The sequence below is a fragment of the Olleya sp. KKT75 genome, assembly GCF_055635485.1.
Genome location: NZ_CM145759.1, coordinates 1,532,891 through 1,556,538 on the forward strand (window position 1 = coordinate 1,532,891; position 23,648 = coordinate 1,556,538).

The 23,648-nt window shown below is 33.3% G+C and carries 22 protein-coding genes; 10 read left to right on the top strand and 12 right to left on the bottom strand.

Annotated elements, in window-relative coordinates; genetic code table 11:
- Positions 1–47: 47 nt before the first annotated feature.
- Positions 48–1,547: an aminotransferase-like domain-containing protein gene (locus tag ACZ2G2_RS06800; RefSeq protein ID WP_470394675.1), complete on the top strand. Its 1,500-nt coding sequence runs from the start codon at positions 48–50 to the stop codon at positions 1,545–1,547.
- Here the strand turns inward: ACZ2G2_RS06800 and ACZ2G2_RS06805 are convergent.
- Together ACZ2G2_RS06805 and ACZ2G2_RS06810 are read right to left on the bottom strand one after the other, a co-directional pair.
- Positions 1,544–2,074, bottom strand: a complete 531-nt coding sequence (locus tag ACZ2G2_RS06805) for a hypothetical protein (RefSeq protein WP_470394676.1) — start codon at positions 2,072–2,074, stop codon at positions 1,544–1,546. The two genes, ACZ2G2_RS06800 and ACZ2G2_RS06805, sit on opposite strands and share 4 nt — an antisense overlap.
- Entirely contained in the window at positions 2,075–2,488 is a 414-nt protein-coding gene (locus ACZ2G2_RS06810) for a putative signal transducing protein (RefSeq protein ID WP_470394677.1), read from the bottom strand.
- A 157-nt stretch (positions 2,489–2,645) separates the two neighbouring features.
- On the opposite strand from ACZ2G2_RS06810, the gene ACZ2G2_RS06815 reads away from it, so the two are divergent.
- The 3 genes from ACZ2G2_RS06815 to ACZ2G2_RS06825 are packed head-to-tail and all read left to right on the top strand — an operon-like array spanning position 2,646 to position 4,153.
- Positions 2,646–3,125, top strand: coding sequence for a hypothetical protein (locus ACZ2G2_RS06815; RefSeq protein WP_470394678.1), 480 nt, complete (start codon positions 2,646–2,648; stop codon positions 3,123–3,125).
- A 2-nt stretch (positions 3,126–3,127) separates the two neighbouring features.
- Positions 3,128–3,943 carry a DUF2975 domain-containing protein gene (locus ACZ2G2_RS06820; protein ID WP_470394680.1) on the top strand — a complete coding sequence of 272 codons (816 nt, stop codon included), beginning with the start codon at positions 3,128–3,130 and terminating at the stop codon, positions 3,941–3,943.
- A 3-nt stretch (positions 3,944–3,946) separates the two neighbouring features.
- A complete protein-coding gene (locus ACZ2G2_RS06825) occupies positions 3,947–4,153 on the top strand; it encodes a helix-turn-helix domain-containing protein (protein ID WP_470394682.1) in 207 nt (68 codons plus the stop codon).
- A 57-nt stretch (positions 4,154–4,210) separates the two neighbouring features.
- Here the strand turns inward: ACZ2G2_RS06825 and ACZ2G2_RS06830 are convergent, their stop codons facing one another.
- Both ACZ2G2_RS06830 and ACZ2G2_RS06835 read right to left on the bottom strand, forming a co-directional pair.
- Entirely contained in the window at positions 4,211–5,629 is a 1,419-nt protein-coding gene (locus tag ACZ2G2_RS06830; RefSeq protein WP_101202096.1) for a flotillin family protein, read from the bottom strand.
- Positions 5,630–5,637: 8 nt separating this feature from the next.
- The gene (locus tag ACZ2G2_RS06835) at positions 5,638–6,213 is read right to left on the bottom strand and encodes a hypothetical protein (RefSeq protein ID WP_470394684.1); all 576 of its coding nucleotides are present in this window, start codon (positions 6,211–6,213) and stop codon (positions 5,638–5,640) included.
- Between the two features lie 353 nt (positions 6,214–6,566).
- Between ACZ2G2_RS06835 and ACZ2G2_RS06840 the strand changes: the two genes are divergently transcribed.
- Entirely contained in the window at positions 6,567–7,007 is a 441-nt protein-coding gene (locus ACZ2G2_RS06840; RefSeq protein ID WP_090836731.1) for a LexA family protein, read from the top strand.
- Here ACZ2G2_RS06840 and ACZ2G2_RS06845 read toward each other — a convergent pair whose 3' ends face one another.
- The 8 genes from ACZ2G2_RS06845 to ACZ2G2_RS06880 all read right to left on the bottom strand — a co-directional run bounded on the left by ACZ2G2_RS06845 (position 7,008) and on the right by ACZ2G2_RS06880 (position 18,754).
- Positions 7,008–7,721, bottom strand: a complete 714-nt coding sequence (locus tag ACZ2G2_RS06845; protein WP_470394687.1) for a hypothetical protein — start codon at positions 7,719–7,721, stop codon at positions 7,008–7,010.
- 77 nt (positions 7,722–7,798) lie between these two features.
- Entirely contained in the window at positions 7,799–8,077 is a 279-nt protein-coding gene (locus ACZ2G2_RS06850) for a F0F1 ATP synthase subunit delta/epsilon (RefSeq protein ID WP_470394689.1), read from the bottom strand.
- Between the two features lie 73 nt (positions 8,078–8,150).
- A complete protein-coding gene (gene atpD, locus ACZ2G2_RS06855) occupies positions 8,151–9,659 on the bottom strand; it encodes a F0F1 ATP synthase subunit beta (RefSeq protein WP_090836729.1) in 1,509 nt (502 codons plus the stop codon).
- Between the two features lie 174 nt (positions 9,660–9,833).
- Positions 9,834–11,435, bottom strand: coding sequence for an SGNH/GDSL hydrolase family protein (locus tag ACZ2G2_RS06860; RefSeq protein ID WP_470394691.1), 1,602 nt, complete (start codon positions 11,433–11,435; stop codon positions 9,834–9,836).
- Between the two features lie 2 nt (positions 11,436–11,437).
- Positions 11,438–14,236 carry a TonB-dependent receptor gene (locus ACZ2G2_RS06865; protein ID WP_101202093.1) on the bottom strand — a complete coding sequence of 933 codons (2,799 nt, stop codon included), beginning with the start codon at positions 14,234–14,236 and terminating at the stop codon, positions 11,438–11,440.
- A gap of 193 nt (positions 14,237–14,429) precedes the next feature.
- Entirely contained in the window at positions 14,430–16,277 is a 1,848-nt protein-coding gene (gene glmS / locus ACZ2G2_RS06870; protein ID WP_470394693.1) for a glutamine--fructose-6-phosphate transaminase (isomerizing), read from the bottom strand.
- Positions 16,278–16,283: 6 nt separating this feature from the next.
- Positions 16,284–17,918, bottom strand: coding sequence for a DUF4270 domain-containing protein (locus ACZ2G2_RS06875; protein WP_470394695.1), 1,635 nt, complete (start codon positions 17,916–17,918; stop codon positions 16,284–16,286).
- A gap of 26 nt (positions 17,919–17,944) precedes the next feature.
- On the bottom strand, positions 17,945–18,754 hold the full coding sequence (locus ACZ2G2_RS06880; RefSeq protein ID WP_470394697.1) for a glycogen/starch synthase: 810 nt from the start codon (positions 18,752–18,754) through the stop codon (positions 17,945–17,947).
- A gap of 109 nt (positions 18,755–18,863) precedes the next feature.
- On the opposite strand from ACZ2G2_RS06880, the gene panC reads away from it, so the two are divergent.
- The 5 genes from panC to radA are packed head-to-tail and all read left to right on the top strand — an operon-like array spanning position 18,864 to position 23,581.
- Positions 18,864–19,712 carry a pantoate--beta-alanine ligase gene (gene panC / locus ACZ2G2_RS06885; RefSeq protein ID WP_470394698.1) on the top strand — a complete coding sequence of 283 codons (849 nt, stop codon included), beginning with the start codon at positions 18,864–18,866 and terminating at the stop codon, positions 19,710–19,712.
- Between the two features lie 14 nt (positions 19,713–19,726).
- Positions 19,727–20,077 (top strand): aspartate 1-decarboxylase, encoded by a 351-nt coding sequence (panD, locus tag ACZ2G2_RS06890; protein WP_028291594.1) that lies wholly within the window; start codon positions 19,727–19,729, stop codon positions 20,075–20,077.
- The gene (locus ACZ2G2_RS06895; protein ID WP_470394699.1) at positions 20,078–21,034 is read left to right on the top strand and encodes a lysylphosphatidylglycerol synthase transmembrane domain-containing protein; all 957 of its coding nucleotides are present in this window, start codon (positions 20,078–20,080) and stop codon (positions 21,032–21,034) included.
- Between the two features lie 36 nt (positions 21,035–21,070).
- Entirely contained in the window at positions 21,071–22,216 is a 1,146-nt protein-coding gene (locus tag ACZ2G2_RS06900; protein WP_470394700.1) for an alpha/beta hydrolase, read from the top strand.
- 3 nt (positions 22,217–22,219) lie between these two features.
- Entirely contained in the window at positions 22,220–23,581 is a 1,362-nt protein-coding gene (gene radA / locus ACZ2G2_RS06905) for a DNA repair protein RadA (protein ID WP_090836715.1), read from the top strand.
- Positions 23,582–23,648 lie beyond the last annotated feature (67 nt).

A 23,648-nucleotide genomic window follows, 5' to 3' on the forward strand; every position in this document is an offset into this window, starting at 1 on the left:
AAAATTCGTAACTTTCCGGATCATTAAAATAGTCCAGTTTTAAAACAATGAGTAGTCCGGTTGATAATATATTAGAATCTTTAATTAGTTTTGAGAAATCGACTACCACGTCAATTTATATTCAGATCTCACAACAGATCATTAATGCTATTCAACGTGGTTATTTAGCGGAAGGAACTGCTTTACCAGGAACCCGAAAATTTAGTACACTATTTGATATAAATAGAAATACTGCAGTTGCTGTTTATGATGAGTTAGCATCTCAAGGTTGGGTGGATATTGTGGCAAATAAAGGCACATTTGTGTTAATGCCAGAAAAGAAAACAGCCGCCATAAAAGGTGTTTTACAAGGTTTGGATAAACTAAAAGCATATCCGGACGTTGCAGGGTTTCCGTTTCAGTCTTCTTTTAATTTAGCTTCTACAGAAGAGTTTTCTGTAAGTAAGTATGTTATTAACGATGGACAGCCGGATTTAAGATTGCATCCAACACACCAATTTTCAAAATGGTACAGCGCATCAATGAAACGTGGTGCTTTAATTTCAAAATGGAATCAAACCCAAGAACAATCTTATACCACTTTTAGCAAACAGTTGTGTAATTATTTAAATGCCACAAGAGGATTTCATATTAAACCAGACAACATTGTAAGTACAAGAAGTACGGAAATGAGCTTGTATATTGTATCGCAATTGTTAATAAAAGAAAAAGATGTTGTAATTGTTGGAGCGTTAAGTCATTATAAATCTAATATGATTTTCCAACAAGCAGGTGCTAATATAATTACTATTCCGGTTGACGCTAATGGTATGGATGTTGATTTTATTGAAAAAAACTTCACTAAAAATAGTATTAGATGTGTGTATGTTTGTGCGCATAGGCAATATCCTACAGCGGTAACACTGACCGCAGAACGCCGATTAAAATTATTGCAACTAGCAAAAGCTTACAATTTTGCGATAATTGAGGACGATTTTGATTACGATTTTCAGTTTGATGGTTCTGCCATGTTGCCTATGGCTAGTGCAGATGGGCAAGGTGTTGTAATTTATTTAGGACGATTAGGGCAATCTTTTTTTCCTAGTTTTCAGATCGGGTTTGTCGTTGCGCCTCAGAATATTATTAATGAAGCCAAAAACTATTTGCAAATATTAGATAAACAAGGGGATCTGATTCAGAAACAAATGTTGACAGAACTTATTTCTGAAGGTGAAATTCACCGTTTAATTAAAAAAAATATTACCATTTATAAGCAAAGACGTGACTATTTATGTGCTTGTTTGACCACCTATTTTAAAAACGATGCTACGTGGCAAGTACCAGCGGGAGGATTAGCGGTTTGGTTAAATTTTGATTCTAGAATTTCGCTTATAAAGTTAGCCGAAAAAGCAAAAACGTATGACCTGTTTTTACCTAAAACTATTATGTATCAAAATAAAGCTATTTGTGCCCTACGATTAGGGTTTGGACATTTAAACGAAGATGAAATAGAAAACGTAATTAAAATTTTAAAGACTGCTTTTGAGGATGTTAAACGCCTGCTCTAATCCTTGTAGATAATTGTACCTGTAGTTTTGTAATGATTTACATCTATCCATTTAAAATCTTGAGAAACAGTTGCATCAAGCATATTGATCTTTAAACTATCGGCAAAAAGTAAAGCAATATTAAAGGCTTCTTTTTTGTCATAACTTACACTGGCTTTTATTTTTTTATTATTCTCGCAAAAAATATTAATTTCATAGACATCTTCTGTTACTGTGGTTGATGCAGTGCTAACCCATACTTCAGTAATTTGATCAGTAGCAAATACAGTAACATATTTGGGATTAGGAAGAGGTTCCCATGCTCCAAAATTAAGACCTAGAATAGAATAGGTATTCCGGTAAGTTTTTGTTTTTAAATTGATTTGACAGCCTTCTGTTTGCAGTAGAAGCACACTAAATGAAATAATTACTAATGCATAATAATTTCCAGTCACGAATTCAAAGATAGTGAAGCACGCAATTATAAGCCCAGCTACTGTTTTCCAAACTGGTACTTTTTTGATGTAGTTTATTGTTTGGTCGTCCATTTATTTTACATCAAATTCAGTGTTGCAATTTGCGCATCTGTATTTATCTTTAGAGTAGAAGGGAAGTGTGCCCGAAATAAAACCAAAGACAAACGCTATAAAAGATTTTAAACTGGTTATTGTAGAAAATAGCTGCACCTCTGTGCTAGCACAATTTGGGCAATTGATGGCGTTACCTTCATCATTAATAGCGTATTTACTTATACTTTCAAGTATGTGTTGTGCTTCCATAGCATCCGTAGTTAGTACTTTAAGTTTAACGCCACCAATTGCATTACTTACCAAAGGGTCTGTATCTATAGTTATATTATCACTTAAAAATACTTGGATACCTTCAGATTCTAATCTGCCTTTTATTATCTGCGCTTCTGTTGAATACTGAAATTTAGCTATAGTTTTAAAGGTTTGGCTCATAGAATGTGAATTTTGTATTTTGTTAAATATACAATGCTTGGTTTCTTTTTAAAAATGAAAAGACTGATTTTCCATTATATTTTTTAATTATAATTATTGTTTATCAATAATTTTTATATATTTGTTATTGTTAAACGATAATAAATGTGTTTTAAATATGAAAAAAATAAGAATCTTACATTGGTTTATAATAGCGTTGATAGTGATGTATTGTGTTGATTTTTTATCCAATATTTATCTAACGGTTTACACTCCTGACTTTATGAATTTTCCAGAGGAACATTATCAAAAGTTTATATTTGGATACTATACGCAGTTTGTTGGTTTAGCAATTTCTGTGATAACATTTAGTTCTTTATTTTTCTTAGAAAGAGGGTTAAAAGACACTATTAAAAACGGTTTTTTTAATAATAACAATGTTATAAAATTTAAAAGAACAGGTCAGCTTTTCATGGTTTCAGGTAGTCTAAGTTTAATTTGGAGCATAACATTGTTGATTTACTCTAATGGTATGACTCTGTTTTCTGGATTAAGTTCAAGTGCGCTTTTAATATTAGTAGGTTTTGGTTTGATAATTCTAACGGATTTTATCAACAATGGGAATCAATTACAACAAGAAAATAATTTAACTATATAATTATGAAAAAAAATAAAACTTTGATAAATATATTACATCGATTATTTGCTGGTTTACTAGTAATAATGTCTCTTTTCTTACTAATTAATATAGGTTTCGATATTTTTACTGACAATGGAAAGGTTGGAAATTTTAGTGGAACTCATCATTCTAATGGGTATCCTATTCCGGTAACAATAAACACAAGAGTTAATAAGCCTATTTTTAATAATGAGATTAGTTTAAATGTAAAAAAACATGTAAGTAAGGGTGGTCGAAAAGGGTGGAGTAGTAATCCAAAATATGTAGATATACTTCCGGACGACATTAACGATGGTACAAAAAATATACTAAGTTTTCATTTTGACAGTGACAAGGAATATTTTCACACCAAAGCCTCTTCTTTTAGATCTGATGGTTATATTATTGCTAAGTCTGAAAATAAATTAATTAGTTTCTTGCAAATATTTAAGGCTTATATAGGGCTGTTTAGTCTAATAGTCATCCTTTTCTTTCTAGAAAGAATATTTTTTCGTCTTAAGAAATCTTTATCTTTTACTAATAATCTTTATAAGGAGGTTAGATGGTTAGGGGCAGTTTTTATTATTTCGGAATCTCTAAGTTTGTTATTTAGTTATGTCTTAAGTACTTATTATGGACGTATAGGTGTAAAAACTTTGATAGAGGGTAAAAGATTGTCTGATGGTTTAGAGTTGTCTATTAATCCTCGATTAGAATTTGATTTTGCCTTTTTTGTAGTTGGACTTTCATTATTAGTTTTGGCTAGTTTATTAAAATCAGGTAATCAACTGCAACAAGAAAACGACCTAACAATATAGCCTATGTCAATAACAGTAAACTTAGACGTCATGCTTGCCAAGCGCAAGATGAAAAGTAAAGAATTGGCTGAGCTTATAGGTATTACAACCGCTAATCTATCTATTCTCAAATCAGGGAAAGCTAAAGCGGTGCGATTTTCTACTTTAGAAGCTATTTGTAAAGCATTAGATTGTCAGCCAGCAGATATTTTAGAATACACAGAAGATTAAAAAAAACTCACAGATTTTAAATCTGTGAGTTTTTTTATTTATGATTTACTATTAAGATTATTCAGTTTTACTATCATCTATTTTAGCCTCTTCAATAGGTGTTTTATCTTTACCTTTTAAATATTCTGGTAAGTCCATTCCTGCCATATTAAACATGTCTTGAAGTGGTGGTACCGATTTATACATTCCTGATAAAAAGTTAGCAGTTGATGATTTTCCATCAGCGCCACTTCCACCATTCTCCCAAACCGTTACCTTGTCTATTTTTATGTTTTTAATAGCTTCTGCTTGCGTTTTTACTAATTCTGGTAGCTTATCTGCAATTAATAATAGTACCGCATCCTTAGAGTTGTTACCGGCAGCTTTAACAATTTGTTCCATACCCGCAGCTTGCTTGGTTAAAATTTCAAACTGACCTTGTGCTTCTGCTTGTGCTTTAAATAAAATAGCATCAGCTTCACCTTTTGCAATTCTTCTAATATTTTCTGCACGTGCTTCAGCATCAATTTCAACCTTACGTTTATCAATTTCAGCAGGGACAATAATATCTGCCATTTGAGAAGAGCGTTCGCGCTCCGCTCTCGCAGCTTCAGCAATTTGTTCTGCAGCATAAGACTCTTCTAAAGCTTTTGCAGTTTGTACCTTCTCTGAAGCCACAGCGACACGTCCGGCTTCAGCTTCACGCTGACGACGTAAAGAGTCCGAATTAGCAACAGCAATTTTAGCAGTGTTTTCTCCTTCTACAGCTTGTGCATTAGCAGCAGCAACCTGTGATCTTTCATCTTGTACAGCATTTGCTTCACCAATAGATCCATCTCTGTTTTTCTCTGCTACAGATTTACGTGCGGCGTTAATAGCATGTGCAGCAGCTTCTTTTCCTAAAGCTTCGATATAACCAGACTCATCAACAATATCCGTAATGTTTACGTTAATAAGTTTAAGACCTACTTTCTTTAATTCAGATTCAACACTTTGCGATATGTTAGTTAAAAACTTATCTCTATCACTGTTAATTTCTTCAATATCCATGGATGCAACAACTAAACGTAATTGTCCAAAAATTATTTCTTGTGCTAATTCTTGTATGCTATCTTGAGGTAATCCTAATAAACGCTCTGCAGCATTTTGCATAATACCTGGCTCTGTAGATACACCAATAGTAAATCTTGAAGGCACATTTACACGGATATTTTGTTTAGATAAAGCATTAACTAGGTTTACCTCAATAGATATTGGGGTTAAATCTAAAAACTGATAATCTTGTATTACCGGTAAAATAAAGGCAGCACCACCATGTATACATTTGGCAGATTGCCCGCCTCCAACTTTTCCGTAAACCACAAGTATACGGTCAGAAGGACAACGTTTGTAACGTCTTATTAATACAATAAAAAATAAGAAAATAAATAATACAGCAGCAATAATAGCTACCGGGAATCCTAAATTTAAGGAGTCTTGTGTGATTTGTAAAGTCATAGGTTTATTTAGTTGTTTAGTTTATCAATAATTAATATGCCATTAGAAGTCACTTCCTTGACTTGTATAACGGTCCCTGTTTTTAAATCTGTTGGGTTATCCGTTAAAGCTTCTAATTCGCGTAAAGCGCCTTGTATTCTAACATGTGCTTTTCCTATTTTAGAGCGGTTGGCACCAACCGTTAAATAGACTTCTCCAATTTGGTTTATGGCATTGTTGTAATCTAAAGTACCGCTATCACTTAGTTTTCTCATAGAATAAAACATCACAGCCATTATTGCCATCATTACCATACCACAGGCAATTGCAATTATAATGGTTAATGTTTGAGATAATCCCGCATCGATACATGCAATTCCGGACCATCCAAAAATAGTAAAGAAACCAACAAGGTTTTTAAATGTAATAAACTGAAAACCAATTCCTGTATCACCATCAATATCCGCATCAACATCTCCAAAATCGTCGGTATCTCCGCCAGCAAAAGACATGATAATAGTAATAATAAATATAAAGGACGCTATTATTGCGATCATCCAAAATACTTTTGGGAACCACGCTAAGGCATTAAACCACTCTAACATAATGTTTAGTTTTAAAGATTGAATATAGTGTGTTTGAATTTGTTAGGCAAAATTTAAAGTCGCCTATTTCAGTTTCTTAACTATAGGTAGTCAAAACTTAATATTTGTTACAAAAATAATTAATCTAACTATTTTTATTATCCTATGCGCTAACTGTATTGATAGTTAGACGTTAATAAAAGGGAATTGTAGTAAAATAATGTTGTAAGTTATATACTGTAATGCCTATCTTTAAAAAAAGGTATTAAGGGCGTTACCCAAGGGTCAGGCTTTCGCTGCTCGCTCTCTGCGAGGAGCTCAGACAGACCGCTCAATCCTTAACGCATACGCAGTAATCTAATAGAATAATAGTTATGATAGCACATAAATCAGGAAGCTTAACCTTCTTTACACCGGACGCAGTAGATGACGCAGCTGGACAGTTTTTTGATACCGGTATATCTGCTGGTTTTCCTGCACCTGCCGAAGATTTTAATCAACAACGATTATCTTTAGATGAGGAGTTGGTTAAAAATAAAGAAACAACCTTTTATGCAAAAGTCAGCGGGCAGTCTATGATTGGTGCTGGATTAGACGATAACGATTTACTAGTAATTGACAGAAGCCTAGAACCAGCAAACAATAAAATAGCAGTGTGCTTTTTGGATGGCGAATTTACGGTTAAGCGTCTTCGTGTTTCTCAAGACGAAGTTTGGCTACAGCCAGAAAATCCAAACTATCCAATTATCAAAATAACAGAAGATAATAATTTTTTAATTTGGGGTATTGTAACCAACGTGATTAAAAAGGTGTGATTAATTTAGAGTGTTTATATATTTAAAAGTTTTAATCAGGTCTTCTTCAGTTTTTAGATCAATATTTTTGTCTTTAATATAGTTTTTTAGTTCCGTTTTTATGTTAGGAAATAACGTGTATAGAATTTTTGATTTAGGTTTAAAGTCTATTATTTCTTGGTTTTTATTTAGGATATAATAGTTGTCAATTGTATTGGAACTAAAACTTGCTGGTTTAGGTTGAGAGTATGAATTTGTCGCTTTTTGTGCCTTAGTGAGCTTTTTTCGCATTGTTTTTAGTAATACTGTTTTTGTGCTATCTAATTCGGTAAGAAATGCGAAATACGAATACTCCTGTTTTGTGTCCTTAGAGTATGCAAATGATTTAAATTTGTAATTACTTAGTTTAACAACATAGTTTGTGTTTGATTTATTAAGGTTTAAAATACTATCTGTGCCTTGTTTTATTTCAAATAAATCATTAAAAGCATTGTATCTAATTAGAACGTTTTCTTTTATTGCATTTACAGTTCCTACTTGAAAATCTGTTGACATGTATGGAGATCCCTTTATGTCTTTTAAATTACTAGGATCTGAACCGTCATAAACAGGTGATACTAATATTCTATTTAATTTATTGTTTGTTGACGAGGATTGCATAAATGTATTATTCTGAGAACTAACAGGTAGGTAGCCAAGAAATAGAACAATATAAAACAGTATTATTTTTTTCATTTTTTTTGTTTACATAAAAATACAAAAAAAAAGCGAAACTAATGTTTCGCTTTTTTTATATAAATTTAATAATAGTATTAGTCAGCTAATACTATTATTTTGTTGCCATTCATTTCTAGCGTACCAGAATTAATTTTCAATAAAGTAGTGTTTTTATCTCCCTTTGTAAAGTTAGATTCAACTTCTTTATCTAAAGTAATGTTTCCTGTAATTTTTACAGTTCCTTCTTTTAAAAGAGACACTACCGGTGCGTGATTGTTTAACATTTCAAAGTCACCATCTAGTCCAGGAACTGTAACGCTAGTTACTTCTCCACTAAATAAGGTTGCTTCTGGTGATACAATTTCTAAATACATAGTCTTATAGTTTGCAGTTTGCAGTTTACAGTGTTTCTTTTAAAAAGATTACACTGTAAACTACTAACTCATATTAAGCTTCAGCAAGCATTTTCTCTCCAGCTTCGATAGCTTCTTCAATAGATCCTTTAAGGTTAAAGGCAGCTTCTGGTAAGTGATCTAAACCACCATCCATAATCATGTTAAATCCTTTAATTGTTTCCTTAATGTCTACTAAAACACCTTTAAGACCAGTAAACTGCTCTGCTACGTGGAAAGGTTGAGATAAGAAACGTTGTACACGTCTTGCTCTACCTACAGCCATTTTATCTTCTTCAGATAATTCCTCCATTCCTAAAATGGCGATAATATCTTGTAATTCTTTATAACGTTGTAATAATTCCTTAACACGTTGTGCACAGTCATAGTGCTCATCACCTAAAATATCAGCTGTTAAAATTCTTGATGTAGAATCTAATGGATCTACTGCTGGGTAAATACCTAGCTCAGCAATTTTACGTGATAATACAGTTGTTGCATCTAAGTGAGCAAACGTTGTTGCTGGTGCAGGATCTGTTAAATCATCTGCAGGTACATATACTGCTTGTACAGATGTAATAGAACCTCTTTTAGTTGATGTAATACGCTCTTGCATTGCACCCATCTCTGTTGCTAATGTTGGTTGGTAACCTACTGCAGAAGGCATACGACCTAATAATGCAGATACCTCAGAACCAGCTTGTGTAAAACGGAAGATGTTATCTACGAAGAAAAGTACATCTTTTCCTTGTCCTTCTCCAGCGCCATCACGGAAGTATTCTGCTATTGTTAATCCTGAAAGTGCTACACGAGCACGAGCTCCAGGTGGCTCATTCATTTGTCCAAAAACAAAAGTTGCTTTTGAATCCTTCATTACGTTTTTGTCAACCTTTTGAAGATCCCAACCGCCTTCTTCCATAGAGTGCATAAAGTCATCACCATACTTGATAATTCCTGACTCTAACATCTCACGAAGTAAATCGTTACCTTCACGTGTTCTTTCTCCTACTCCTGCGAATACTGAAAGTCCACCATGTCCTTTTGCAATGTTGTTAATTAATTCTTGAATTAATACAGTTTTACCTACTCCGGCACCACCAAATAATCCAATTTTACCTCCTTTTGCATAAGGCTCAATTAAATCAATTACCTTAATACCTGTAAATAGCACCTCAGTAGATGTTGATAAGTCTTCAAATTTAGGCGCTTGTCTGTGTATTGGTAAACCAGCATCTCCAGCTTTAGGTAAATCACCTAAACCGTCAATTGCATCTCCAATAACGTTAAATAAACGTCCGTAGATATCTCCACCAATTGGCATTTGTATTGGAGCACCAGTAGCAATAACTTCTGTTCCTCTACTTAATCCATCTGAAGAGTCCATAGCAATTGTACGCACTGTGTCTTCACCAATGTGAGATTGTACTTCTAATACTAGTTTTGAACCATCAGCTTTATTAATTTCTAATGAATCGTAAATTTTTGGTAGTTCAGAACCAGCAGCGAATTCTACATCGATAACTGGACCTACTATTTGAGCAACTTTACCTGTAACTTTTGACATTACTTATGTGTTTAATATTATGGTATTTAATTGAAAGAAAACACCTTCTGTTTTCGCGTGCAAAGATAGGTGTTTTAATTTAAAATGAAAGTGGACAGAAACTTTTTTATATATAAAAAAACACCTGCGTATTATTATGTAATATACAGGTGCTTTAGATATACTGTTTATTGTCTATTGTAATGTAGGTGAATATGTTACACCAAAGTCTTCTGCGATAGCTACATTTCCTGAAGCTACGAAGTTAGATCCGTAAGTAGCATCAATAGCTTCTAAAAACTTGTTTGCCATTAACCCATAGCCTCTAGCTGTTAAATGTATTCCATCTAAACTTACTAGTCCTCCAGTTACTAAATCTGTAGTTAGGTTATAGCTATCAAAATCAACTCCAACTGTTGAAGCTTGACCTAATATGTCGTTTAAATCTACTAAAGCTAATCCTTTTGCACTAGCTACACTTGCAATAGTTGCATTGTATGCATCAGTTGCTGTTTTAATTTCATCTTGTTCTGTAGGGATTAGTACCCATTTGTCTTCAAGAGGTAAACTAACACCTTCTACAGAAAACTGTCCTGCTAAAGCTTGAGGTAAGCCTTGTCCCATTAAGATTACTACATTAGCTGTATTTACTGTTCCAATAATACTAGAACTAGGAAGGACTAATAAATCCGACGCTGTTGCTTGTCTAGTTTGACCATAAGTTGTACCTAATAAGTTAGCTACTAATGGCGCTGCTGCTGCCGGTAATCCAAATTGAGCAATAAATGCTGGGAATGTTGGACTAGCATTTAATTGTGCAATGATTATACTTGATATGTCAGCTAAGCTTTCGTCTCTAATAACAACTGCACTTGCTGCAGTTTCAGAAAACACAATTGCTCTAGCTGGATCTACTGCTTCAAATATTGGGTTTAATGCACCAAATATTGAATTAAGTAATGGTATTTGTGGTCCAAAAGCTGGGTTTGTAGGATCTAGTGGGTTATGAGGTACCGTTGTAAAGTGTGGTAAATCTGTAATATATGGTACGTTAGTTACTACTCCGTTTGGACAAACAGCTGTTAATTGATTCACCATGTCGTTAAAAACAAAATCAAAAGTAGCTGTTGGTGTAATAGGGTCTGTTCCGTCACCACCTTTAGTTGCATATCCTAATACATCATTTCCACCTATTTCTGATAAAGTGAAAAATGTTGGGTTTTGTGCAATTGTATATTCTAGCATTGATACTGATGCTGAGTTAGCCATTCTTCCAAAATATGGATTTAAACTTGCGTAACCATTAAAATCTATATGTGTACTTTTTGCTCCTGGTACACCTACGTTTTTAAAGATGCTTCCGTCTGCAGCTAAACTTACTGTAATATCAGTAGTTGGAGTTGCAGGTAATACAGAAGGTCCAGCACCGTTGAAGAATAATCTAGGGTTTGCTACAACAGTAGTTCCAAATAGTAATCCTCCAATATTGTCATTCATTAATGGTTGTGTAAAAACACCTCCATTAGCGTTTGCAAATTGTTTTGACAATGTGTTTGGAAAAGAGTTTTCTTGTGCTGCAATAAATAAAGCACCATCTGTAAATCCAGATGTAAAAGAAGCCCCTAAAGATACAAAGTTTGAGAAATCTGCAGAACCAGCAGTTAAGCTAGGCAATACTGCCGCATCCGTTGGTGGTTGGTCTAAAAACTCCTCAAAATCTGATTCATCACTACATGCTGTAAAACCTATAGCTATGGCAAGAAGCCCTATATATTTTATGTTTTTTAATGTCTTCATTATTATAAGTTGTTAATTGTTAGTGATGCATAATACATTGATCCAATAAATCCTGTTCCAAAAGCAGTAAAATATTCATTACCGGTTAAGTTTGTAGCACCTACTTTTATTATTGATTTTAAACTAGGAACTCTATAGTTTATTTGTGCATCTATAGTGTGAAATTCTGGAACGATTCCATTCCCAAATGTTGCTTCCCAGAAGTAGTCATCACTAAATCTATAAGCGACATTAAATCCAAAGTTTTCGAATAAATTAGTATTCCCAAAAGATGCTTTAAACTTATGTTCCGGTGTGTTAAAATTGGTTTGAAAATCTGGATTTGCTGCTTGATCAAAATCTTGTTTTGTAAACGTATAACTTCCTCCTAAATCAAAACCATTAAATACTTTAGTGGATAAACCAATTGAAGCACCATAAGAGTTTACATCAACATCAGAGTTGGTATAAGCACTATATGTTTTAAAATCTCCGTTTGCTAATGCAGCTACAGATAAACTATTGTCTCCAACAGTTCCGTAAAGTGGTGCAACAACAACTTCTTGAGAAATAAAATCTTCATATTTGTTATAGTATGCACTTAAATCTACAATGATACTTTCGTATTTACCTCTATACCCAACTTCCATTGAAGTTACTTTTTCTGGTTTGATAATCTCTGGGTTAGCAATGTCTAATAATGCAGGGTTTCCAGCTGCTGCAAATGCAACTACTGAGCTTGCAGAATAAGAATTGTTATATGCTGCTGCTCCTGTTTGTGTTATTGAAGCTGATTGACCATAAGTTGTCTGTCCTACTAAACTAACATCATAGTCTCCAGAATACCTGTTTAAGTTACTAGCAGCAGATCCTACTAATATAGCTCTACCAGCATCTAATCCAATAAATAAATCTTGAGTCGTTGGGTTTCTAAAACCAGTTTGTACCGAGGCTCTAACATTATGATTTCTATTTAATGTTAGTGCGGCAGATAATCTAGGAGAGAAAAAACCATCAAATAATTCTGATTTATCGTATCTACCAGAAACAGTAAGTTTTAATTCCATTTCTTCATCTAGTTCAATTTCCTTTTGTATTTGAGAATAGATTCCAAATTCAGAGTACTCTATAGGACTAAGTCTATCTGTGTAGATTGTTCCACCAGAATTTAATTTATACTTTCTGTAAGATCCACCTACTTGTATTTCAGCAAAATCAATTAAGTGTCCGAGGTTGTAGTTAGCATCACTATGAAAATACTTAGAAGCATCTTGAAATTTAGAACCAGTTCTTAAATCTGGATCATTTATACTTTTATTGAAAGCAGCAACATATTCTGGAGAACCAGGAACAAATCGCTCTATTCCGTCATCAACACCATCTGGGTCAATTACTTCATCAGCGACAGATCTTGCAAAGTCATGTTTTTGCTGATCTGTTAAACCTCCTGGATTACCTGTTAATTCAAGTCCAGCATAGGCTCCGATATAATCTTGAAACCAATCAGTATCACTCTTCCAAGCTCTGTTTATGTTAATTCCAGTAAATACCATGTCGTAAGATTTTCCTGCTTTATCAGAAACCTCATAAGCACGAACAAAGAAGTTGTCATTTTTAACTTCTAGTTTATGTTGTTGTTGGAAAAAACCATTAATGTTATATCTGTTTGTTCCTTGGTAAATAGTTGTTCCTGTTCCTACCTTTCCTACGTAAGAAATTTCTAAATTACTATCTTCAATTGGACGGTAATATAATCCCCAATCAGATTTAATGCTTTCTGCATTGTAATTAGTTAAGTCACGTTCGTTATAACCTGTTCTACTTACAACTACATCTGGAATAATACCTAATCCTGACGCAGCTCTAATATTAGTAGACACTTCGTCTCCATATACATTTATACCGTCATAGTTTGTGTTTGATCTTGTTCTAGTTGGGTCAATTTTATCAACTTCGCTAGTTGCTTGCCAATCTGTACCTTTCAAGTATCCGAAGTTAACTTTAACAGCAATTTTATCACTGAATTTGTGAGCCATTCTTAAACTTAAGTCAGTATAAGGGTTGTCTCCTGCAGCTTCTTGAGAAGTAATTCCTCTTTTGATAGATGCACTTATTCCTTGATGATCAAATGGGTTTTTACTTCTCATAAATAAAATACCATTAAATGCATTTGCTCCGTATAACGCAGAAGAAGCACCAGGAAGTAACTCTACACTTAAAACATCAGTTTCAGTCATACCTACTAAGTTTCCAATTGGAAAGTTTAGAGCTGGTGTTGAGTTGTCCATACCATCAACTAACTGCATAAAACGTGTGTTTGCAAAAGTGGCAAAACCACGAGTGTTAACAGATTTGAACGTTAAACTATTTGTGTTAACATCTACACCTTTTAAGTTTTCTAGTCCATCGTAGAAATCGGCAGACGCAGTGTTTTTAATCTCTTTTAAACCAAAACGTTCTACCGTAACAGAAGATTCGAAAATACGCTCAGGAGTCCTTGAAGCTGAAATAACAACTTCATCTAAGGATGTTCCTTCGTTAAGGATTACGTTTATAACTTGTTTTTTTGAAGTAACTTCTATGTCTTTTGCAGAAAAACCAACGCTACTAACTTGTATAGTAAATGGTGGGTTTTTATCGGTACTAAGGGTGAAGTTACCGTCAAAGTCTGTAGCAGTTCCTACAGATGTACCAACTATTACAACATTTGCGCTTGGAATAGGTTGTTGACTTACGTCGTCTAACACTGTTCCTGTTATCGTTGATTGCGAAAAAGCGATTCCGCAAAAACACAACAATACAATTGAAAGGATTGTTCTCATTTTTTAGATTTAGTTAATTTATGTAGCCAATATACGTTTTTTAACGAAATTTTAATAAAAAGAGACAATAAATTATGCGTGCATAATAAGTATTTGTGAAAAAAAGACGCTTCAAAGCTAATTATTCATAAAATCTTATATGTTTTTATGAATAATTATGAGCTTTGAAGCGTCTATATAAAAGTGAGTAATGTTACTCTACAGTTACTGATTTAGCTAAGTTTCTTGGTTGATCAACATTTTTGTCAAGCATTACTGCTATATGGTAGGATAATAATTGAAGTGGTATAGTTGTCAATAAAGGTGTTAATGACTCTATTGTTTCTGGTACTTCAATAACGTGATCTGCTACTTTTTTTACATCAATATCTCCTTTGGTCACAATTCCAATGATTTTACCAGATCTTGATTTAATTTCTTGAATGTTACTAACCACTTTTTCGTAATGCCCTTTTTTGGTAGCTATTACAAATACAGGCATTTGCTCGTCAATTAGAGCTATAGGGCCATGTTTCATTTCGGCAGCAGGATAACCTTCAGCGTGTATGTATGAAATCTCTTTTAGTTTTAAAGCGCCCTCTAAAGCAACTGGGAAGTTGTAACCTCTTCCTAAATATAAACAGTTTTTAGCATCCTTATAAATTTGTGCTACTGCTTTGATATGTTCATCAGCTTTTAGAGCTTCTTTTACCTTATCAGGTATTAGTTCTAATTCTTGTAAATGACTATGGAAGACTGTATTTGACATACTTCCGTTTGCTTTTGCTAGCTTTAAAGCAATTAAAGTTAAAACAGTAATTTGTGTAGTAAATGCTTTTGTTGAAGCAACACCAATTTCAGGACCTGCATGCGTATAAGCACCTGCGTTAGTTTCTCTGGCGATAGTAGATCCAACAACGTTACAAACTCCAAAAACAAAAGCGCCTTTAGATTTCGCTAGTTTTATTGCTGCTAGTGTATCTGCAGTTTCTCCTGATTGAGATATGGCGATAACCACATCTTTATCTGTAATTACCGGATTACGATATCTAAATTCTGAAGCATATTCTACTTCTACAGGAATTCTAGCTAGGTCTTCAAAAATATATTCTGCAACTAGACCTGCGTGCCATGATGTACCACAGGCTACGATTATAATCCTATTAGCATTTAGAAATTTTTCAAGGTTATCATCAATCCCTGCCATTCTAATAATCCCTTCATTTGCAAGTAATCGACCTCTGTATGTGTCTCTAATTGCATTTGGTTGTTCATGGATTTCTTTTAACATGAAATGTTCATAACCACCTTTTTCAATTTGCTCAATATTAAACTTAAGCTCTTGCATTGCAGGAGTTACTTCAGAATCATCTTTTATTTTTCTGATTTTTATTTTTTTGTCTCTACGTACAATAGCCATTTCTTCATCTTCTAAGTAAATAGCATTTTTTGTGTACTCGATAAAAGGAGAAGCATCACTTGCAATAAAAAATTCGTCTTCACCAATTCCTATAGCTAAAGGGCTTCCTAGTTTTGCAACAACAATTTCGTTTGGTTTGTTTTTGTCAAAAACAGCAATGGCGTAAGCGCCTACAACTTCTTTTAAGGCTAGTTGTACTGCTTTACCTAATTTTACGTTGTTCTTTTTCTTTACTTCTTCAATAAGATTTATTAATACTTCAGTATCCGTATCCGATTTGAATTCGTATCCTCTCTTTATAAGTTCTGTTTTTATAGAATCATAATTTTCTATAATACCATTGTGAATAATAACTAAATCTCCTGAATTAGAATAATGCGGGTGAGAGTTCACATCGTTTGGCACACCATGTGTTGCCCAACGCGTGTGGCCTATACCAACACTTCCGTTAGTTGTAATTTCTTCTTTAACGCGCGCTTCTAAGTTTGCAACTTTTCCTTTTGTTTTACAAAGTTTTATTTCTGAACCATCATATAAAGCAATACCTGCGCTATCGTATCCTCTGTATTCTAATCGTTTTAAGCCTTCCATTACTATTGGATAAGCTTCTCTTTTTCCTATATATCCTACTATTCCGCACATAAGTTTTTAATTTTCAATTTCTGTATAAAAGATTTCAAAAGTAGCTCTAACATTTTCTGGGACACTAGATTTGCTACCGTGTAATATAGTTCCTTCCGGAGCTATTATAGAACTTTTAGGTACAAATGTAACTGTATCATCTTCTAGGGTATCCAGTATTTTTGATGTCGCTGAATAATTAATATTAGTTGTAATGTATAATCCTAATTTAGAGTTTTCAGAGTCGTTTAAAAGTATGTTATTTAAATGTTCTGTAAGGCGTATTTTATATTTTATTCCATTCAAATCACTATCTCTCTCTAATTTTGGAGAGTATAGTATTAAGGAGTTTACAGGGTCAGTACTAGTGGCTGTTCCGTCCAAAAAGTAATCTGCTATTGGTGCTTTAGTTTCTAAATCATAAAGTATTATTCTATCTGGTTCTGTTTGTCCTCCTTGACCTGTAGGTATGTTAACATAAAAAGTCAAAGCAGCTTCATTTATTAACCATTTGTCTTCGCGATCTTTAAAATAAAGAAAAGCATCTTGAGTGGTATTAGTTTCATCTACGATATCACCGTTAAATAGATCTAAAACAACCATTGACCCTTTAAATCCAGAAATGAAAAGTTGATCATCACCATTTTCAGCATCTCCGTCAGTAAGAGGTATCGTGTTAGTTACGTTTTCAAAAGTATTAAACTTTATACTATTAAAATTAAATGTATATGTGTCTCTTTCTCTTTCACTTGTAGTTGTGTCTTCTACGTCAGTTTCATATCTAATGTCAATAGTAGCACCTTCGCTTAGATTTAAATAAGCCATGTTACCTTCGTTAAGACCTATTTGTTCTGCTTTAAAAATTAATCCTCTGAAAGCATTTTTAAAATCTGCAATATTATTTAAGTTAGTATTTGCTGTGCCATCAGATTGCACTAGTAAATCTTTCCATTTTGAATTGTCAAACATTTCATTGTTTAAATCTAAATATATCCCAGGAGCACGACTTGTTTCTAGTTCTTCTAGTTCGTCTTCTCCAATTGGGATTTCTTCAATCGCAATGTATTGTGAGCTTGGTACGAAACCACTATCCGGGCTTTTGTAAATTAAATCTCCTTCAAAAGCACTTAGGTTAAGACTTGAATAAGCATTTGAGTAATATGCCTGAGATTCGCCAAAATCAGATTCTGGATCTAAATTACGTAAGTAATATTCGTTTTTTAATATCGATAATTTATATGGGCTAGTTGCATTACCAAAAATAGAGTCCAATATGTAAGTTGTGTTACCATCGTCATCCGTGTCATCTGCAGTTGCATAATATGGTATGTATAGTTTGACCGATATAATTTCAAGATTATCACCAAAGTCAGGACTTACATCATCTGGAGCTATTTGGGTAACTAAATTAGCAGATGTTACGCCATAAACAGGGTCGTTATAGAAACCTAAAACATTACTTGTTATTGCATTAGTTTGCACTGGGTCTAGCTTTTTGCTGTAAGATACAAACGGAAATAATCTGCTGTTTGTGGTAAAATTTTGAGCACCACTAATGTCGCTTTCTACATTTACAAAATCTTTTTCACAGGCAACTGTAGTAAAAGCTACAATTATCAATAAAAATACAGATTTGATAACGTTCAATAGGTATGTTTTCATAAATATGTCTTAAATATGGTATTACGTTAGTCTAAAACGCTGTTTGTATAAAAATTAGTGTATGCTTCGCTAAATTCGTCTTTTGCGTGATATTCTAAAACAGGTTTGTCAGACTCTTTAAGGTAAGTTGTTAACTCTTCAGGTAAATCTTCTGATCCAACAATTAATGCGTCAGAGCTATCAATTGCGACTTTCATTAGGTTATTATATGTTGGCTCAACTAATGTTTTGATTTTATCATCATCGATTTTATCAAATTGTATTTTTTTGATTAGATCAGGATTAAGTGTTTTTTCAAAACCACTTTTATATATAGATGTTACTATTTTGCTTTCGTTGAAAAGTGGTTCGTCTTTATAAAATTGTTTTAAATACAATGGTAATAAAGAAGCTAACCATCCATGTACATGAATAATATCTGGAGACCAGTTTAATTTTTTAACTGTTTCAATAACACCTTTTGCAAAGAAAATTGCACGTTCGTCATTATCCTGAAAAAGATTTCCATCTTCATCTGTTAAAGTTGCTTTTCTTTTAAAGTATTCGTCATTATCAATAAAGTAAACTTGAATACGCTCTTTTGGGATAGAGGCAACCTTTATTATTAAAGGCATGTCTAAATCGTTTACAATTAAATTAATTCCAGATAAGCGAATAACTTCATGTAGTTGATGTCTTCTCTCGTTGATGTTACCATATTTAGGCATAAAAATTCTAATCTGTCCGCCTTGTTGATTCACCATTCTAGGCGTCTCAAATGACATTGAAGAAATCTCTGTTTCTGGTAAATAAGGTACCACTTCAGATGATACATATAATATCCTCTTATCTTTCATAATATTGTTTAGCTTTTCAGAATTATCAATAAAAACACGCAAAAGTACGAAAATTTATGCAAAGTGCGACTAAAATATTAAGTTTGCATTCGTTAATTAAATATTAAAAATGCTTGTATTTACTAATAAAAACAAAATAGGTACACACGTTACCGCCTTGAAAGAGGAAGGGACTAAAATAGGTTTTGTACCAACCATGGGCGCTTTGCATCAGGGACATATGTCTTTGATAAAGGAAGGGCTCCTAAATAATGGTGTAATGGTGGTTAGCATTTTTGTTAATCCAACCCAGTTTGATAATGCTGATGATCTTAAAAAATATCCGCGTACTTTAGAAGATGATGTAGCACTTTTAAAAACAGTGTCACCAAATATAATTGTATACGCACCTGGTGTTGACGATATATACGAGGGTAATACTGTAGCGCAACATTTTAGTTTTGATGGTTTGGAGTTTGAAATGGAAGGTCGCTTTAGAAAAGGGCATTTTGATGGTGTTGGAACAATTGTAAAGCGTTTGTTTGAAATTGTAGCGCCTGATAATGCTTATTTTGGAGAAAAAGATTTTCAGCAATTAACTATTATTAAAAAATTGGTTAGTAAGTATCATTTGGGAGTAAACATTGTGGGATGTAAAATACATAGAGAAGCCAATGGTTTAGCCATGAGTTCTAGAAATGTAAGGCTAAAACCCGATTACAAAATAGCTGCACCGTTTATCTATAAAACGTTGCAAGAGGCACAAATAAAATTTGGCACAAAAAGTGCTACTATAGTTACACAATGGGTTGAGCAGCAGTTTGTAAATCATGATATATTAGAATTGGAGTATTTTATAATTGCCGATGTTGACACATTAAAAACAGTAAAACGAAAACATAAAACTAACACTTACAGAGCGTTTATTGCAGTTTATGCAGGAGACATAAGATTAATAGATAATATCGCTCTAAATTAATTACCTTTGTTCCTATGCAAATACAAGTAGTAAAATCTAAAATTCACAGAGTTAAAGTAACAGGTGCAGACCTAAATTATATTGGTAGTATTACTATTGATGAAGATTTAATGGATGCAGCAAATATTGTTCAAGGAGAAAAAGTGCAAATTGTAAATAACAATAATGGCGCACGTTTGGAAACCTATGCAATTCCTGGGCCAAGAAACAGTGGAGAAATCACCTTAAACGGTGCGGCTTCAAGATTAGTTGCTAAAGACGATATCTTGATATTAATAACGTACGCTTTTATGGATATTGAAGAAGCTAAAGTTTTTAAGCCATCATTGGTATTTCCCAATGAAGCAAATAACTTATTAAAATAAATGTCCAAAAGGCCAGTTTTAAAACTTTTAAAAATCGTGCTCCCAATTATATTGGGAGCATTTTTAATATGGTATTCTCTGTCAAAATTATCTTTTCAAGATATTTTAGATTTTGCTAAGAATGCAAATTACGGGTACATTCTTTTAGGTGTGTTTTTTGGTCTTTTAAGTCATTTGTCTCGTGCCTATCGATGGGTTTTTATGCTAGAGCCTCTTGGTTATAAGATCAAGCTAGGTAATAGTATTATGGCTGTATTTGCAACCTATTTGATTAATTATACTATCCCAAGAGCAGGAGAAGTAGCCAGAGCTTCTATTTTAACAAATTATGAAGGCGTTCCGTTTGAAAAAGGTTTTGGTACTATAGTAGCAGAACGTATTGCGGACATGATTGTCATGCTAGGGATTATAGCTGTTACTTTGTTTATCCAATTTGATTTTATATATAACTTTTTAGTAGCCAAGTTTGACCTTGCTAAAGTGATTTTTGCTGGTTCTGTTTTAGTTATTCTAGGTGTTATATTTATAGTGGTTTTAAGGCGTAGCACTTCTAAAATAGCATTAAAGATAAAAGGGTTTGTTAGCGGATTGATAGAAGGAGCGCTTAGTATTTTTAAAATGAAAAAAAAGTGGGCCTTTATTTTTCATACACTATTTATTTGGGTGATGTATTTATTAATGTTTTATGTCACAACATTAGCCTTTTCAGATTTAAATAGTATTCCATTTGGCGCGATATTAATAGGTTTTATTTTGGCAACCTTTAGTGTTGCTGCAACTAATGGTGGTATTGGGTCTTACCCAGAAGCTATTGTTATTGCTTTTTCTTTATTTAGCTTGCCTGAAGATCCAAGTCGTGCATTTGGATGGATTATGTGGAGCTCTAGCACAATACTAATTTTTATTTGCGGAGGAATTTCGTTATTATATCTTCCATTTTTTAACCGAAACAAATAATTTGTAACTTACACCCAAACTTAAATTATACTTATCATGAAACGTATTCTTTTTCTATTTGTTGGCCTATTTATAATGTCAAACGTGACTGCTCAAACAATTTATAAAGAGCTTAATTCTGAAAAGTTAGGGGAAACAAGGCAAATAAAAATCCAGTTACCTAGAAATTACGATACGTCAAGTAAAAAGTATCCTGTAATTTATGTCTTTGATGCAGATTATTTGTTTGAACCTGTTGCAGGTAATGTTGATTATTACGCTTATTGGGAAGATATTCCGGAAGCTATTGTAATTGGAATTAATCAATACGGATTACGTGAAAACGATTGTTATTATAGTGAGCAGAATTCATTACCTGTTGAGTCAGGTGCCGAGTTTTTTGAGTTTATTAGTATGGAACTGGTTCCTTTTGTAGATAAAACCTTCCGTACAGAAAATTTTAAAGTAGCTATTGGACATGGAAAATCAGCCAATTTTATAAATTATTACTTATTAAAAGGAGTGCCTTTATTTCAGTCTTATATTGTCTTAAGTCCAGAATTAGCACCGGATATGGCTAGTTATTTAACGGAAGTGTTTCCTAAATTAGAACAAAAAACTTTTTATTATTTAGCGACTACAACTAATGATACTAAGGGTATTCAAGAAACAACAGAAGCTTTATCTAAAAGTTTAGAAAGTATAGAAAACAGTAACGTTTTAAAAACGTTTGATACGTTTGAAGGACCATCTCATTATACGTTGCCAGCGCATGCGATACCAAAAGCTTTGGAGAGTATCTTTTTTGTGTTTCAACCAATTAGTAAGACAGAATATAAAGAGACTATTCTTAAATTAGAAGGTAATCCAGTGGAATATCTGACAGATAAATATCAAATGATTGATGATTTATTTGGCATTGAAAAACCTATTTTAATCAACGATTTTAAAGCTATTGAAGCAGCTATAAAAAAGAATGAAAAATGGGAATATTTTGAAGATTTAGGAAAATTAGCGCGTAAAGAATACCCAGAAACATTACTTGGTAATTATTATTTAGGACGCTTTTTTGAAGAAACAGGAGAGCCTAAAAAAGCAATGAAAACCTATCAGTCAGCTTATGTTTTATCTGAAATTGCAGGTATTACTAAAGATCACGTTTTAGAATTAGCAGAACAGATTAAGGCAGATTTTGGATACTAAACTATGGCAAAAGTAAAAACAAGTTTTTTTTGCCAGAATTGTGGTACGCAATATGCAAAATGGCAAGGTCAATGTAACGCTTGTAAAGAGTGGAATACAATTGTGGAAGAGTTGGTTCAAAAACCAGAAAAAAGCGATTGGAAAACACCAAGTAATACATCTAAAAGAACATCAAAACCGTTAAGGATAAAAGAAATTGACTCTTCCAAAGAGGCAAGATTAGATACTCTAGATGCCGAATTTAATCGTGTTTTAGGTGGTGGTATTGTGCCAGGGTCATTGACTTTATTGGGAGGAGAGCCAGGTATTGGTAAAAGTACGTTGCTGCTTCAAATTTCATTAAAACTACCTTATAAAACGCTATACGTTTCAGGGGAAGAGAGTCAGAAGCAAATAAAAATGCGTGCAGAACGTATTAATCCTAATAACGAAAGTTGCTACATTCTTACTGAAACTAAAACACAAAATATTTTTAAGCAAATTGAAGCTTTAGAGCCTGATATTGTTATCATAGATTCTATTCAAACACTTCATTCAGATTATATAGAATCGTCAAGCGGAAGTATTAGCCAAGTAAAAGAATGTACTACAGAGCTAATTAAATTTGCAAAAGAGACAAATACGCCTGTAATTTTAATTGGACATATTACTAAAGATGGTAATATTGCTGGTCCAAAGATATTAGAGCATATGGTGGATACGGTACTCCAGTTTGAAGGCGATCGTAACCATGTGTTTAGAATTTTACGTGCTCAAAAAAACCGTTTTGGTTCTACGCACGAGCTTGGTATTTATGAAATGCAAGGTTCAGGATTGAGAGAAGTTTCTAATCCAAGCGAAATATTAATTTCTAAAAAAGACGAAGAGTTATCAGGTAATGCTATTGCTGCAACATTAGAAGGCATGCGCCCATTAATGATAGAAGTGCAAGCATTGGTAAGTACAGCGGTTTATGGTACGCCACAACGTAGTGCAACAGGATTTAATGCTAAACGTTTAAACATGTTGTTAGCTGTTTTAGAAAAGCGCGCAGGTTTTAGATTAGGAGCTAAAGATGTGTTTTTAAATATTACTGGAGGTATAAATGTAGATGATCCGGCAATAGATTTAGCTGTAGTTGCTGCTATATTGTCTTCAAATGAAGATGATGCCTTGCCATCTAATTATTGCTTTGCTGCAGAGGTTGGTTTGTCAGGAGAAATCCGTCCAGTCCAACGTGTGGAACAGCGTATCCTTGAAGCAGAAAAACTTGGTTTCTCTACCATATTTGTGTCTAAATACAATAAAATTTCTTTAAAAGATACCGTGATTAAAGTACAGTTAATTTCAAAAATTGAAGACTTAGTAGATTTAGTAATTACATAGTCTATTCCGCTTTATTCTTAATTTCTTAGTTTTTTAAGTTTTCATGTTTTTGATTTAAGCTTTTTTT